This window comes from Lutimaribacter pacificus, assembly GCF_900142185.1.
Lineage (GTDB): Bacteria > Pseudomonadota > Alphaproteobacteria > Rhodobacterales > Rhodobacteraceae > Lutimaribacter > Lutimaribacter pacificus.
The window spans coordinates 35,601-51,296 of record NZ_FQZZ01000004.1; the positions used below are offsets into that span (position 1 = coordinate 35,601).

At 67.0% G+C, this 15,696-nt stretch carries 10 protein-coding genes; 7 read left to right on the forward strand and 3 right to left on the reverse strand.

The window, feature by feature from the left end; translation table 11 throughout:
- Positions 1-31: 31 nt before the first annotated feature.
- From F3H87_RS11595 to F3H87_RS11615, 5 genes are read left to right on the forward strand one after another with little or no spacing between them, the layout of a single operon-like run.
- Entirely contained in the window at positions 32-523 is a 492-nt protein-coding gene (locus F3H87_RS11595) for a formate dehydrogenase subunit gamma (RefSeq protein WP_149788563.1), read from the forward strand.
- Positions 520-2,046, forward strand: a complete 1,527-nt coding sequence (locus F3H87_RS11600) for a formate dehydrogenase beta subunit (protein WP_149788562.1) — start codon at positions 520-522, stop codon at positions 2,044-2,046. The genes F3H87_RS11595 and F3H87_RS11600 overlap by 4 nt, the downstream gene beginning before the upstream one ends.
- Entirely contained in the window at positions 2,043-4,940 is a 2,898-nt protein-coding gene (gene fdhF, locus F3H87_RS11605) for a formate dehydrogenase subunit alpha (RefSeq protein ID WP_149788561.1), read from the forward strand. The genes F3H87_RS11600 and fdhF overlap by 4 nt, the downstream gene beginning before the upstream one ends.
- A 5-nt stretch (positions 4,941-4,945) precedes the next feature.
- Positions 4,946-5,767 (forward strand): formate dehydrogenase accessory sulfurtransferase FdhD, encoded by an 822-nt coding sequence (gene fdhD, locus F3H87_RS11610; RefSeq protein ID WP_149788560.1) that lies wholly within the window; start codon positions 4,946-4,948, stop codon positions 5,765-5,767.
- A complete protein-coding gene (locus F3H87_RS11615; protein WP_149788559.1) occupies positions 5,757-5,972 on the forward strand; it encodes a formate dehydrogenase subunit delta in 216 nt (71 codons plus the stop codon). The genes fdhD and F3H87_RS11615 overlap by 11 nt, the downstream gene beginning before the upstream one ends.
- A gap of 182 nt (positions 5,973-6,154) precedes the next feature.
- Here the strand turns inward: F3H87_RS11615 and F3H87_RS11620 are convergent, their stop codons facing one another.
- The 3 genes from F3H87_RS11620 to F3H87_RS11630 form a co-directional block, all read right to left on the reverse strand.
- Positions 6,155-8,800, reverse strand: coding sequence for a TRAP transporter large permease subunit (locus F3H87_RS11620; RefSeq protein WP_149788558.1), 2,646 nt, complete (start codon positions 8,798-8,800; stop codon positions 6,155-6,157).
- Positions 8,801-8,815: 15 nt separating this feature from the next.
- Complete coding sequence (locus F3H87_RS11625) at positions 8,816-9,814, reverse strand: TRAP transporter small permease subunit (RefSeq protein WP_149788557.1); 999 nt, start codon at positions 9,812-9,814, stop codon at positions 8,816-8,818.
- A gap of 133 nt (positions 9,815-9,947) precedes the next feature.
- Positions 9,948-11,036 (reverse strand): TRAP transporter substrate-binding protein, encoded by a 1,089-nt coding sequence (locus F3H87_RS11630; protein ID WP_149788556.1) that lies wholly within the window; start codon positions 11,034-11,036, stop codon positions 9,948-9,950.
- Between the two features lie 440 nt (positions 11,037-11,476).
- Between F3H87_RS11630 and F3H87_RS11635 the strand changes: the two genes are divergently transcribed.
- Together F3H87_RS11635 and F3H87_RS11640 are read left to right on the forward strand one after the other, a co-directional pair.
- Positions 11,477-12,568: an efflux RND transporter periplasmic adaptor subunit gene (locus F3H87_RS11635; RefSeq protein WP_149788555.1), complete on the forward strand. Its 1,092-nt coding sequence runs from the start codon at positions 11,477-11,479 to the stop codon at positions 12,566-12,568.
- Positions 12,565-15,645, forward strand: coding sequence for an efflux RND transporter permease subunit (locus tag F3H87_RS11640; protein ID WP_149788554.1), 3,081 nt, complete (start codon positions 12,565-12,567; stop codon positions 15,643-15,645). The genes F3H87_RS11635 and F3H87_RS11640 overlap by 4 nt, the downstream gene beginning before the upstream one ends.
- Positions 15,646-15,696: the final 51 nt, after the last annotated feature.

Here is a 15,696-nt window from a genome sequence, read left to right on the forward strand (position 1 = left end):
AAAAGAGGCCCGTTGAGCAAGGGAGAAGCCAATGCGCCAGACGGCCGCCGCCACCGTTCCCCAGCCCGCGCTGGAAGACAGCGCCACACGCATCCTGTCCAGCCTTGGCGGGCTTGAAGGTCCGTTGCTGCCGATCCTGCACGCGCTGCAGGCAGAGTTCGGTTTCGTGCCGCAACAGGCGGTGCCGCTGATCGCGGATCACCTGAACATCAGCCGGGCCGAGGTGGCGGGCGTGATCTCGTTCTACCACGACTTCCGCGCCGCCCCGGCGGGCCGCCATGTCGTCCGGGTCTGCCGGGCCGAGGCGTGCCAGTCGATGGGCGCCAACGACCTGGCCGCGCGGCTGCAGGAAAAACTGGGCATCGGCTGGGGCGAAACCACCCCTGACGGCGCGGTCACGCTGGAGCCGGTCTATTGCCTGGGCCTGTGCGCCTGCGGGCCCGCGGTGCAGGTCGACGGCGCGCTGATGGGCCGGGCCGACATCGCGCGGATCGAGGACATCCTGTCGGAGGCTGCGGAATGAAGATCTACCTGCCCCGCGACGCCGCCGCCCGGGCCCTGGGCGCCGACCGCATCGCCACCGCGATCCGGGCCGAGGCCGAGGCGCGCGGCATCGACATCACCCTGATCCGCACCGGCACGCGCGGCATGATCTGGCTGGAACCGCTGGTCGAGGTCGAGATCGACGGCCAGCGCCACGGGTTCGGCCCGATGCTGGCCAGCGACGTGCCCGCGCTGTTCGACGATCCCGCCACGCATCCCCGCGCACTTGGCCCGGTGGACGATCTGGACTGGATGAAGCGCCAGACGCGGCTGACCTTTGCCCGATGCGGCGTGATCGACCCGCTGTCGCTGCAGGATTACGAGGCGCATGGCGGGCTGGCCGGCCTGCGCCGCGCCATCGCCATGACCGGGCAGGAGATCGTGGACGAGGTGAAAACCAGCGGGCTGCGCGGCCGCGGCGGCGCGGGGTTCCCGACCGGCATCAAGTGGCAGACCGTGCACGATGCCAAGGCCCCGCAGAAATACATCGTCTGCAACGCCGACGAGGGCGACAGCGGCACCTTCGCCGACCGCATGATCATGGAGGGCGACCCCTTCACCCTGATCGAGGGCATGGCCATCGCGGGCCTCGGCGTGGGGGCGACGCGCGGCTATGTCTACCTGCGCAGCGAATATCCCGACGCCATCGGGGCGATGACCGGGGCGGTCGAAATCGCGCGCGCGGCGGGCATCCTGGGCGATGACGTTCTGGGCTCGGGCCGCGCCTTCGACATGGACATCCGCGTGGGCGCGGGCGCCTATGTCTGCGGCGAGGAAACCAGCCTGCTCAACAGCCTTGAAGGCAAGACCGGCGTGGTCCGCGCCAAACCGCCGCTGCCCGCGCTGGAGGGGTTCCTTGGCCGCCCGACGGTGGTGAACAACGTGATCAGCCTGGCGACCGTGCCGGTGATCTTCGAAAAGGGCGCGCAGCATTATGCCGATTTCGGGCTGGGCCGGTCGCGCGGCACCGTGACCCTGCAGATCGCGGGCAACGTCAAACGCGGCGGGCTGTTCGAAACCGCCTTCGGCATCAGCCTGGACGAGGTGGTGAACGATCTGGGCGGCGGCACCGCCAGCGGTCGCCCCGTCAAGGCGGCACAGGTCGGCGGGCCGCTGGGCGCCTACCTGCCGGTGTCGAAATTCGCCGCCCCGCTGGGATACGAGGAGCTGGACGCCGAAGGCGCGCTGCTGGGCCATGCCGGCATCGTGATTTTCGACGACGGCGCGGATATGCTACAAATGGCGCGCTTCGCTATGGAATTCTGCGCGGTGGAATCCTGCGGCAAGTGCACACCCTGCCGCATCGGCGCCGTGCGCGGCGTCGAAACCATAGACCGCATCGCGCAGGGCGATGGGGCGGCGGTCGGGTTGCTGACCGACCTTTGCGAGACGATGAAAGACGGCTCGCTCTGTGCGCTGGGGGGGTTCACGCCCTTCCCCGTCATGTCCGCCCTGACCCATTTCCCAGACGAATTCGCGCCCGCGAAGGAGGCCGCAGAATGAAGGATTTCATCATCCCCGACGACCGCGACATGGGCACGCCCGCGTCGAAATCGGATGTCATGGTCACGCTGGTGGTGGACGGTATCGAGGTCACGGTGCCCGAGGGCACGTCCGTCATGCGCGCCAGCGCCGAGGCGGGTATCCAGGTGCCGAAACTCTGCGCGACCGACAGCCTTGAGGCGTTCGGCTCGTGCCGGCTCTGCGTGGTGGAAATCGAAGGGCGGCGTGGCACGCCCGCCTCCTGCACGACGCCGGTGGCCGAGGGCATGGTGGTGCACACCCAGTCGGGCAAGGTGCGCAAGATCCGCAAGGGCGTGATGGAGCTTTACATCTCGGATCACCCGCTGGATTGCCTGACCTGCGCCGCCAACGGCGATTGCGAATTGCAGGACATGGCCGGTGCCGTCGGCCTGCGCGACGTGCGCTATGCCGCGCCCGAGGGCGGCAACCTTGCCAACCATTTCGAGGCGCGCAACACCAGCGGCGAGGCCAATCCCGAATGGCTGCCCAAGGACGACAGCAACCCCTATTTCACCTACGATCCGTCCAAATGCATCGTCTGCAACCGTTGTGTGCGCGCCTGCGAAGAGGTGCAGGGCACCTTCGCGCTGACGATCGACGGGCGCGGGTTCGACAGCCGCGTGTCGGCGGGCAGCTTCGGCGACGATTTCCTGAACTCCGACTGCGTCAGCTGCGGCGCCTGCGTGCAGGCCTGCCCCACCGCGACCCTGCAGGAGAAATCGGTGATCGAGCTTGGCACGCCCGACCGCTCGGTCATCACCACCTGCGCCTATTGCGGCGTGGGCTGTTCGTTCAAGGCCGAGATGCAGGGCGACCAGATCGTCCGCATGGTACCGTGGAAACACGGCAAGGCCAATCGCGGCCACAGCTGCGTCAAGGGCCGCTTTGCCTATGGCTATGCCAGCCACCGCGACCGCATCCTGAACCCGATGATCCGCGACAGCGTGGACGAGCCGTGGCGCGAGGTATCGTGGGACGAGGCGCTGGGTTTCGCCGCGACCCGGATGCGCGGGCTGCAACGGAAATACGGCCAGAAATCCATCGGCGTCATCACCTCGTCGCGCTGCACGAACGAGGAAACCTACCTCGTGCAGAAACTCGCCCGGGCGGTGTTCGGCAACAACAACACCGACACCTGTGCGCGGGTCTGCCATTCGCCCACCGGCTACGGGCTGGGCCAGACATTCGGCACCTCGGCCGGCACGCAGGATTTCGACAGTATCGAACAGTCGGACGTGGTGATCGTGATCGGTGCCAACCCCACCGATGCGCACCCGGTCTTTGCCAGCCGCATGAAGAAACGCCTGCGCCAGGGCGCGCAGCTGATCGTGATCGACCCGCGCCGCATCGACCTGGTGAAATCGGCCCATGTCAGGGCCGCCCACCACCTGCCGCTGCGTCCCGGCACCAACGTCGCGGTCGTCACCGCGCTGGCGCATACCATCGTCACCGAAGGGCTGTTCGACGAGACGTTCATCCGCGAACGCTGCGACTGGGATGAATTCCAGGACTATGCCGCCTTCGTCAGCGACGCCCGCCACAGCCCCGAGGCGACCGAGATGCTGACCGGCGTTCCGGCGGCAGAGCTGCGCGCGGCGGCGCGCCTGTTTGCCACCGGCGGCAACGGGGCGATCTATTACGGGCTGGGCGTGACCGAACACAGCCAGGGCTCGACCACCGTGATGGGCATCGCCAACCTTGCCATGCTGACCGGCAATATCGGCCGCCCCGGCGTGGGCGTGAACCCGCTGCGCGGCCAGAACAACGTGCAGGGAAGTTGCGACATGGGCAGTTTCCCGCATGAACTGCCCGGCTATCGCCACGTCAAGAATGCCGATGTGCGCGAAGTGTTCGAATCCCTCTGGGGTGTCGCCATCGACCCCGAACCGGGCCTGCGCATCCCCAACATGCTGGACGCCGCCGTCGACGGCACCTTCAAGGGGCTCTATTGCCAGGGCGAGGATATCCTGCAATCCGACCCCGACACAAAGCACGTGGCGGCGGGCCTTGCCGCGATGGAATGCGTCATCGTGCATGACCTGTTCCTGAACGAGACGGCGAATTACGCGCATGTCTTCCTGCCCGGTTCGACCTTCCTGGAAAAGGACGGCACCTTCACCAATGCCGAGCGTCGCATCAACCGCGTGCGCAAGGTCATGGCGCCGCGCAACGGCTATGCCGACTGGGAGGTGACGCAGCTTCTGGCCAACGCGATGGGCGCGGGCTGGAGCTATACCCACCCCAGCCAGATCATGGACGAGATCGCCGCGACCACGCCCAGCTTTGCCGGGGTGGATTACGCCCTGCTGGAAGAAAAGGGCAGCGTGCAATGGCCCTGCAACGAAAGCCACCCCGAGGGCACGCCGCTGATGCATGTCGACGGGTTCGTGCGCGGCAAGGGGCGGTTCATCGTCACCGAATACGTGGCGACGGACGAAAAGACCGGGCCGCGCTTTCCGCTGCTGCTGACGACGGGCCGCATCCTGTCGCAATACAACGTCGGCGCCCAGACCCGGCGCACCGATAACGTGGTCTGGCACGATCAGGACGTGCTTGAGATCCACCCGCATGACGCCGAAAACCGCGGTATCCGCGATGGCGACTGGGTCCGGCTGGCCAGCCGCTCGGGCGAAACCTCGCTGCGCGTGCAGATCACCGACCGGGTCAGCCCCGGCGTGGTCTACACCACCTTCCACCATCCCGACACGCAGGCCAACGTGATCACCACCGACTATTCCGACTGGGCCACGAACTGCCCCGAATACAAGGTGACGGCGGTGCAGGTCAGCCCGTCGAACGGGCCGTCCGACTGGCAGGAGGATTACGCCGCGCAGGCCGAACGCGCGCGCCGCATCCTGCCCGCGGCCGAGTGAGCGCGATGGGCAACCGCGCGCACAGATCGCTTTCCGGCCTGTCGGTGCAATCCGGCGGGCAGCGCGCGATCCGCCGTGCCCTGCCACAGGAGGTGCCCGTCGCGCTGGTCTTTGACGGTGTCACGCAGGCGGTCATGATGGCCAGCCCCGGCGACATCGCCGATTTCGCCCACGGCTTCGCGCTCAGCGAGGGGCTGATCGACGATCCCGGCCAGATCGCGGATTTCGAGGAGGTTGCGCATGACACCGGCATCGAAGCCCGGTTCTGGCTGCACGGCGATCGCGGCGCGGTGCTGAAGGACCGCCGCCGCGCAATGCTGGGGCCGGTGGGCTGCGGGCTGTGCGGGATCGACAGTATCGACGCCGCGCTGCGCCCCCTGCCCCGCCTGCCCGACGACGACCTGCGCCTGTCCCGCCCCGAGGTCGCGGGCGCCACCGACGCGTTGCGCGCCCACCAGCCCCTGCACGACCGCACCCGCGCCGTCCATGCCGCGGGCTTCCTGCGGCCCGGCCAGGGCATCGTCACCGCGCGCGAGGATGTCGGCCGGCACAACGCGCTGGACAAGCTGATCGGCGCCCTGGCGCGGCAGGGCATCGACGCGAACACCGGCGCCTTCGTCATCACCAGCCGCGTCTCGGTCGACATGGTGCAGAAGACCGTGATCGCCGGCGCGCCGGTGCTGATCGCCGTCTCCGCCCCCACCGCGCTGGCCGTGGACATGGCCGAGACCGCCGGCCTGACACTCGCCGCCTTTGCCCGGGGCGACGGGTTCGACCTTTACGCCCATCCCCACCGCATCACCGCCGGAGACACCCATGTCGCCTGAGAAACTGATCATGATGGCGAACCAGATCGCCACCTTCTTCAAATCCCAGCCCAAGGCCGACAGGGCCGAACGCATCGCCGACCATATCAACGATTTCTGGGAGCCCCGGATGCGCACGCAACTGGCCGGGCACGTGGCACAGGGCGGCGCAGGGCTCGACCCGCTGGTCCTCGCGGCGATGGATCATATCCGCGCACCGGCCTGACCCCGCGGCGCCACCCGGCCCTTCATCGTTCCGGCAATACTCCGGGGTGAATTGCCCGGAACGGGCAAGAGGGGCAGCGCCCCTGACCTCCCCCATATGCGGTGAACAAGACCACCCGAACGGCATGAAAAGGCCAGGCCCTTTCAAAAGGGCCCGGCCGGTTTTCCGGTCCGCGATGCCGCTCAGAAGTTGAGCGACAGGTCGCGGTGATCGGACTGGCAGCGCGCGAGATAGAGCGCCTGCTCGCGGCTCAGCTTGTCCTGAACCCGAACGCCCAGCGATCCGCGGATGGCGGACAGGTAGTCCTCAAGCGGCGCGCGCAGGGTCGCGGCCGCATCAGTGCGCCACTGCTCCTGCGCGGCGAAGGCGGCCAGCGCCTCCTCGTACCCGGCCATCGCCTCGTCACGCTCGCCATCACCCAGCGCCCGGCGCGCGCGCGACAGCGACCGCTTGACGTCGCGCATGCCGGCGACCTCGTCCAGGCGATCCTCGACCGCCTCGACAAGGGCCTCGCCCTCTTCGGGGGTGGCCGTTTCGATCACCTGGCGCAGCCCGTCCAGATCGGGCCTGAGCGCGGCGAACTCCTCGTTCGCGCGCAGCACCTCCAGCACCCCGGCGGCGTCTTCATAGGCGCTGTCGGCGTTGCGGCGATACCCGTTGCGCGCGGCAAGCTCGGCATTGATCAGTTCGCTGAAGGCCGCGTAATCGTCCGGCCAGCTATCGGGGATCGTGGCGCGCAGATCCTCGATCACGGCCAGGTCGGTTTCCAGCCGGGCCTCAAGCTCGGCCTTGCGTTCGGCCAGTTCGGGGTCGCGGATACGCTGGGCCATGACCCTCAGATCATCCGCCTCTTCCTCGAGCCCGCGAATGTCGCGCTCGATCCGGCGCACATTGGCCAGTTTCGGGCGGAATTCGACCGCCGCCGCCCGGACCGCGCCGTAAGTGCGCCCGATCTCGTCGAGGCTGGCCAGCGCGGTTTCGGCACTGTCGAGCGCGCCGGACAGGTCGTCGGCCATATCCTCGGGCAGCACCGCCAGGTCCAGCGCGCGCAACCGTTGCAGCGCCGCCGCCTCTTCCCCGCCGGCCACCTGCCGCGCGGCATAGTCGTCAAGGCAATACTGGAACCTGGGGTTTCGCGGTGGCGGTGCGGTTTCCGACAGCAGGCTGACCCGGTTGGGCAGGTAATTCACCAGCGGCGGCAGCGCCCCCACGATCCCCAGCGCCAGAAGCTGCAACAGGATGAAGGGGATCACACCCTTGTAGATCTGCAGCGTCCGCACCGTCGCCGGCGCGACCCCCCGCAGATAGAACAACGCGAAACCGAAAGGCGGTGTCAGGAACGAGGTCTGGATGTTCAGGCCGATCATCACGCCCAGCCAGACGGCGGTGATGTTGGCCGAAGGGTCGGCCAGCAGGATCGGCGCGACGATCGGCACCACGACCACGGCGATCTCGATGAAATCGAGGAAGAAGCCGAGGACGAAGATCACCGCCATCACTATGACGAACTTCATCCAGAACCCGCCGGGCAGCGAGTTGAGGAACTCGCGCACCAGGTCCTCGCCGCCGAAGGCGCGGAACGCCGCGGTCAGCATCGCCGCGCCCAGCAGGATGATGAACACCAGCGAGGTCGTCTTGGAGGTTTCCAGCATCACGCCCTGCAGCGTGTTGTCGATCCTCAGCGTGCGAAAGCCGCTCCAGATCAGCGCGAGGATCAGAAGGATCGCCCCCGCCGCGCCGACGGCGATGCCGGTGAAATCCTCACGGGTCGTCGCCGCCTTGATGTTCATCTCGTATTGCGACAGCGCAAAGGCGATGACCGCGATCCCGAGGATCGCCATGACCGCCGGATAATAGGTGCGCCCGTTGCCCTCATGCAGGCGATAGCCCGCCATGATCAGCGCGCCCGCCGCGCCGACGGCGCCCGCCTGGTTCACCGTGGCGATACCCGCGATGATCGAACCCAGCACCAGGAAGATCAGCGCCAGCGGCGGGATCAGCGTCAGTGCAACCCTGGCCCAGAACCGGCCATCGAACTTGCCCTCGTAATGCACCGCGGGTGCCTGGTTGGGCCGCAGCACGGCGAAGATCAGGATATAGGCCATGTAGAGCCCCACCAGCACCAGCCCCGGCACGAAGGCGCCCAGGAACATCTCGCCCGCGCTGGTCGATCCCACGTCGAATTCCGAGGGCATCGACAGCTCGCCCGTGGCGGCCTTGTGCAGCGCCTTGCGCGCGGTCGAGGCCTGGTCGGTGGCCGAGGCCAGCTGGTCGGCCAGGATGATCAGGACGATCGAGGGCGGAATGATCTGCCCCAGCGTCCCCGAGGCCGAGATCGTGCCCGTGGCCAGCGGCGCGGAATAGTTGCTGCGCAGCATCGCCGGCAGCGAGATCAGGCCCATCGCCACCACGGTGGCGCCCACGATACCCGTGGTCGCGGCCAGCAGCGCGCCGACGAACACCACCGAGATGCCCAACCCGCCCGGCACCGGGCCGAAAAGCTGCGCCATGGTGACCAGCAGGTCTTCGGCGATCTTGGAACGTTGCAGCATCAGGCCCATGAAGATGAAAAGCGGGATGGCGATCAGCGTATCCCTCTCGACCTCCCAATAGACGCCGCGCAGGTTCAGCACCCCCGCCGACAGCCATTGCGACGGCCCGCCGGTGTGGAAATAGGCGTCCGGGTTGCCCGCGAACAGGTAGCCCGCGCCGGCAGCCAGCCCGATCGACAGGATCGCCGCGCCGGGCAGCGCGAAGGCCACCGGATAGCCCGAACCAAGCGCCGTGGCCATCAGGAGGATCAGAACGATGAGGAAAAAGAGTTCCATATGTCCGGCGCCCCCTTACTGCGTCACGGCGTCGTGGTCACGATGGCCGGGTTCGTCCCGGTAATCGGCCACGGCCTCGAACAGGTAGCTGACGAACTGGATCAGCATGGTGATGGCGAAGATGCCGAGAAAGGCCGCCATCTGGTATTTCACGAACATGCCCACGCCGCCGGTCTGGGTGACCTCGAAATTGGCGACGGGGCTGTTGATGATCGACTGCCTGCCGTTGAAACCGACGCCCAGGATCACCCAGGCGGTCGTCATGCCCAGAAGGATCGAACCGATGGCGTTGACGAATCCCTTGGTGGTCCGCCCGAACCCGGCATAGAGAACGTCGACCCGCACATGGCCTTCGTCGAACAGCGTATAGGCCGAGGCGAACAGGAACAGCGCGGCATACCAATAGCGCACCAGATCGCCCATCAGCGCCTGTTCATAGGAAAACACGAAGCGCGAGATCACGATCAGCAACTCGGCCAGCACGATCAGCAGCGCCAGCCAGTGAAAGCCCAAAGTGCGCGTGAACAGCCCGATCACGAAGCCCAGCACCACCAGCGGCGTGTGGATATAGGGGCCGACATCCCGCGCCCGGCCGAAGAAGCGCGCCGTGCTGTCGTCCATGAAATAGGAAAACAACGACTCGGTCCGCATGAAGGCGATGACCGCGTCGACCACGCCGACCAGCAGGACCGCCCAGAAGATGCTGCGGATAAGGTAGCAGTTGAACCTGTGCACGCGGTCTGCATCCCAGCGCAGCGCGCGGTCGGGCGTGACCACGACGAAGGCGGCCGCGATGCCGATGGCGGCCGCGTAGATCAGCGCATGGACCCAGCCGAGGCTGCCGCCCTCTCCGGTCAGAAGCGCGTGCGTTCCGGGGAACCCGAACGCCACGACAAGCACGTTGTTGATCATGAAGGCCAGTAACGCGCCGAGCATCCCCCATCCGAACATGCGGATAACGGGGGCCGGCGCGCCGGTACGGGACAGGCCCGTCGGGTCGCTGAGGCTGGTCATTTTTCTCACCTGTTGCACCGGGTCCGTCCCCGCATGACGGGGCGGCGCCGGATTGCCGTTTTGTTGTTCATTCACGCAAAAGAGCGGGACCGCAGCCCCGCCCTTGTTATTATTGAGTAATTTCCGGCATGTATCAGCCCAGGCCAAGCACCCGGTTGCGCTGGTTCACGAAGATGCCTTCGAACAGCGCCATGGCGTTACCGACCTCTTTGAGGTTGGCCTGGAAGGCATCGTCGATCTCCGCCGCCAGCGCCGAATGATCGCGCACCTCGGCAAAGACCTCTGCCGACGCTTCGCCGAAGCCGTCCCAGACATCGTCGTTGAAGTTGCGGACCTTGACGCCCTGCTCGTCGATCAGGCGCTGCAGGTACTGACCGTTCAGGGCCGCCGCCTCGTCGAAGGAGTTGGCGTGCTCTTCGTTGCAGGCCGCGATCAGCACGTTCTTTTCCCAGTCCGACAGCTCGCCCCACCAGCTTGCGTTCATGCCGAAGGCAAGACCGCCGCCCGGTTCATGCATCCCGCCGGTATAGTAGAACTCGGCCGCTTCATAGAACTTCATGAAGTAGTCGTTATAGGGGCCGACCCATTCGGTCGCGTCGATCGAGCCGGATACGAGGTTCTCGTAGATCTGGCCGCCCGGCAGCGACACGGTCGAGGCGCCCAGCTTGGACATGACGTTGCCGCCAAGGCCGGGGATACGCATCTTGAGACCCTTGAAATCCTCGGGGCCCTCGATTTCCTTGTTGAACCAGCCACCGGCCTGCGTGCCGGTCGCACCACAGGGCAGCGACTTGATGCCGAATTCGCCCGACAGCTTGTCCCACAGCGCCTGGCCGTCCTTGTACTTGATCCAGGCGTTCCATTCCGTCGTGGTCATGCCGAAGGGCACCGAGGTGAAATAGGCAAAGCTGGGATGCTTGCCGACCCAGTAGTAATCGGCGCCGATATAGGCCTGGCTGTTGCCGGATGCGACCTCGTCGAACACGTCGAAGGCCCCGACCCGCTCACCGGCGGCGAAATACTCCACGTTGAAACGACCCTCGGAAATCTCTCCGATACGCTGGGCCAGGCGTTGCGCCGATGTCCCCAGCCCGGGGAAGTCGCGCGGCCAGGTCGACACGATGGTCAACTGGCGCGTCCCCTGCGCCACCGCGGGTGCGGCAAGCGCGACCGACCCTGCGCCGGCAAGTGCGGCCCCTTTCAGAAACTTACGTCTTTCCATCTCTTTATTCCTCCCGTTAGACAGACGTTTTTCTTGGTTATTGCAATGGCCGGGGCTCCCCACCGGCAGCGCCGGTTTGGCTGGACCATGCAGGTCTTTGGTTATTGTCTCTCTCCCCGGTCATTATGAGCCGACCGTAGCAGGATCGGTGCACGGGTAAAGAAAAAGCTGCAGCCGGCGATAAAAGTGCCGCGTTTTCAGGGGACTGAGGCGGCGGCGCGCATCTGGAAAATGGTGAAAAAACAGGCGCAGATACCGCTTTTGCGTGCATCCTGCGCCGCAAGATTGCGCAAGCCCCGTCAGGAAACCGGGAAAAACGCCTGTTTCACAAACCCTTACCTGACACGTTCGATCAGAGATTGCCATTCTCCGCCCCTGCTTTACCCTTGAGTGATGCGTGTCGCTCGTCCGCGCGCGAATCTCGGGAAACAAAACGCAGCATGTCGATCTGGAAACAACTTCTTGTCCTGGCCGCCCTGGCCGCATTGGCCTATGGCGGCTACGAGGGCTACAATCGCTACCTCGTCCCGGCCCAGAATGCGCAGACCGATCCGCAGAAAACCGATGACGGGCTTCCGCCCGTCGAGATCGCGCTGGCCGAAAAGCGCGTGATGCGCGACCTGGTCGAGGCCGTGGGCACCACGCGCGCCCTGCAATCGGTCGACATCGTCCCCGAGGCCAGCGGCCGGATCGAGGAGCTGGCCTTTTCCCCCGGCCAGACCGTCGAAAAGGGTGCGGTTCTGGTGCGGCTCGACGATGCGATCGCCCGCGCCGACGTGACCGAGGCCCGCGCCCGCCTGCTGGAACGCGAGCGCGTGCTGAACCGGGTCAACCAGCTGCGCGGTTCGAACGCGGTGGCCGAGGCCACGCTCGAAGACGCGGTGGCGCGGCTGGCCGAGACGCGGGCCGAACTGGACCGCGCCGAGCAGCGGCTGGCCGAACGGGTGATCCGCGCGCCCTTTGGCGGCACCGTCGGGCTGGCCGAGGTCGATCGCGGCGCGCGGGTGGCCGCGGGCACCTTCATCGCGCGGCTGGACGATCTGAGCGAGGTCGAAATCGAATTCGCGCTGCCCGAAACCCTGTTCGCCCGGGTCGCAACGGGCCAGTTGGTCACCGCCCGCAGCGCGGCTTTTCCCGAACGCGAATTCAGCGGCCGGATCGACGCGGTGGACAGCCGGATCGACCCGGTCGGCCGGTCGTTCCGCGCCCGCGCGGTGATCCCGAACCCCGATGGCACGCTGCCGGCGGGCATGTTCATGTCGCTGGAACTGACGCTTGCCGAAACCGAACGCACGGTGGTGCCCGAAGAGGCGATCGTCTTCCAGGCCGCGGAAACCTATGTCTTTACCGTCGCGGATGGCGTCGCCGCCCGCCTGACCGTCACCACCGGCCAGCGCCGCGAGGGCTATGTCGCCATCGTGGACGGGCTTGAACCCGGACAGCCGGTCATCGTGCACGGGCTGCACCGGGTGCGCGATGGCGGCGCGATCCGGGTGCTGAACCCCGACGAAGCCGACGGGGCGGATTCGTGACGCTCTCGGACCTGTCCGTCAGGCGTCCGGTACTGGCCGCCGTGGCGAACCTGCTGCTGATCGTCTTCGGCGTCAGCATGTTGCGCGACGTGCCGGTGCGCGAATTGCCGGATGTGGACAACGCGGTGGTGACCGTCACCACCTCCTATCGCGGCGCCGCCCCCGAGGTGATCGACACCGACATCACCGAAACCGTCGAAGGGGCGGTCGCCTCGATCTCAGGCATCCGCTCGATCAGTTCCGAAAGCCGGCAGGGCCGCTCGCGCGTGACGATCGAGTTCGACACCGGGCGCGACGTGGACGTGGCGGCGAACGATGTGCGCGACGCGGTGGGCCGCATCCTCGACAACCTGCCGGAAGAAGCCGACGCCCCCTCGGTCGAGAAAAGCGATGCCGATGCCGACCCGGTGATGCGGCTGGCCGTGGTGTCCGACCGCATGACCACCGCCGAGATTACCGATTACGTCGACCGCTTCATCGCCGACCGGCTGGCGACGCTGGACGGGGTGGCCAGCCTGAACATCTATGGAGAGCGGTCCTTTGCGGTGCGGATCTGGCTGGACCGCCGGGCGCTGGCCGCGCGCAGGCTGACCGTCGCGGATGTCGAGGCGGCGCTGCTGCGCAACAATGTCGAACTGCCCGCGGGCGAGGTCGCCTCGACCACCCGGCAACTGACCGTGCGCCTGAACAGCCGCCTGCAAAGCGTCGACGATTTCCGCGACGTGGTGCTGGACCGCGTCGCCGGCTACCCGGTGCGGCTGGGCGACGTGGCACGGGTAGAACCGGGCGTTGCCGACGATTCCACCATCGCACGCAGCGACGGGCGCGATTCGGTGGGCGTGGCAGTGCAACGCCAGAGCCAGTCGAACACGCTGCAGATCTCGAACGCGGTGCGGGCCGAGATCGACCGGATCACCCCCACCCTGCCCGAAGGCATGGAGATCACCATAGGATCGGACGACGCGCTGTTCGTCGGCGCCTCGATCCGCGAGGTGGTCAGCGCGCTGGCGGTCTCGCTTGTGCTGGTGGTGCTGGTGATCCTGCTGTTCCTGCGCTCGGCGCGGGCCACGCTGATCCCGGCGATCACCATCCCGGTGTCGCTGGTCGGGGCGTTCCTGCTGATCGGGTTGTGGGGTTTTTCGCTGAACACGCTGACCCTTCTGGCGCTGCTGCTGGCCATCGGACTGGTGGTCGACGACGCCATCGTGGTGCTGGAAAACATCCAGCGCCGGATCGAAAACGGGGAATCCCCGCTGGTCGCGGCGGTCAAGGGCGCGCGGCAGGTGACCTTCGCGGTGCTGGCCACCTCGGCCACGCTGATCGCGGTGTTCGTGCCGCTGTCGTTCATGCCCGGACAGGTCGGGCGGCTGTTCATCGAATTCGGATGGGTGATGGCGGGCACGGTGGCGATCTCGACCTTCGTGGCGCTGACCGCCTGCCCGGCGCTGGCCTCGAAGATCCTCAAACCCGCCAAGGCATCGGCCCCGGCCGAAGACGACGGCCCGCGCGGACCGGTACAGCGCGCCTATGCCCGCCTGCTGTACAAAAGCCTGCAGATGCCGCTGGTGGTGCTGGTGCTTGCCGGCATCGTCACCGGCGGCGCGGCACTGTTCTACGATGCGCTGCCGCGCGAACTGGCCCCGCGCGAGGATCGCGGCGTCGGCTTCATACCCCTGACCGCACCCGAGGGCAGCACCGTCGAATACACCGACAGCGCCGCCCGCGAGGTCGAGGCGCTGATGCAGCCGCTGCGTGATGCGGGCGTGATCGAATCCGTCTTCACCTTTACCGGCTGGGGCAACCGGGCCTGGCGGTCCTTTGTCGTGTTCCGCCTCGCCCCGTGGGAAGAGCGCGAGATGAGCGCCTCCGACGTGGCCGGCGAAATCGGGCCGAAGATGGCCGATGTGACGCGCGCACGCGGATTTCCCAGCACCCCCGCCGGGCTTGGCCTGCGCGGCAACTCCACCCCGGTGCGCGTGGTGGTCAGCGGCCCCGATTTCAACAGCGTCAAGGACTGGGCAAGCGCCCTGCTGGAACGCGCCGAGCAGATCGACGGCCTCGTCAACCCCGAGCTGAACTATGAACAGAACCTGCCCCAGCTCGAGGTGCGCATCGACCGCGAACGCGCCGACGACCTGGGGATTTCGGTCGATGCCATCGCCTCGACGATGCAGTCGATGCTGGCCTCGCGCGAGGTCACCACGTTCATCAGCCGCGGGCGGGAATACCCGGTGATCATGCAGGCCGAGGAAAGCGACCGCCGCACGCCCTCGGATATCGACAACATCTATATCCGCTCCGGCGACGGCGTAACGCTGGTGCCGCTGGGCGCGCTGGTCTCGGTGCAGGAAAACGCCGCCGCGCCGTCGCTGCGCCGGTTCGACCGGCTGCCCTCGATCCAGCTGTCGGGCGCGCTGGCCCCCGGCGCCGATCTGGGCACGGTGCTGGACCGCATCGAAGAGGCCGCGGCCGAGATCATCCCCGCCAGCGGCAAGCTGGGATTCGAGGGGCAGTCGCGCACCTTCAAGGATACCGCGGCCGGCGCAACCGCCGTGTTCGCCCTGGCCCTGCTGATCGTGTTCCTGGTGCTGGCCGCACAGTTCGAAAGCTTCATACACCCGCTCATCATCCTGCTGACCGTGCCCGCGGGCGTGGCCGGCGCGATCTATGCCATGGCGGCGGGCGGGCTGTCGCTGAACGTCTACAGCCAGATCGGGATCATCCTGCTGATCGGGCTGGTGGCCAAGAACGGGATTCTCATCGTCGAATTCGCCAACCAGCTCAGGGACGAGGGCAAATCGGTCCGCGACGCGGTGGTCCTGGCCGCGGTGCTGCGGCTGCGCCCGATCATGATGACGGTTCTGTCGACCGTCCTGGGCGCGCTGCCGCTGTTCCTGGCCACCGGCGCCGGCGCGGAAAGCCGCAACGCCATCGGCACCGTCATCATCGCGGGGCTGACGCTCTCGGCCATCCTGATGCTGGTGGTGACGCCGGTTCTCTACGACCTCTTGGCCCGCTTCACCCGCCCCCGTGGCGCGGTGGAGAAGATCCTGGAACGCGAGTTGCAGCAGACCTGACGGCCCACCGCTACAGGGGGCGCATCAACCGGTCCGGCATGGGGGCAGCAG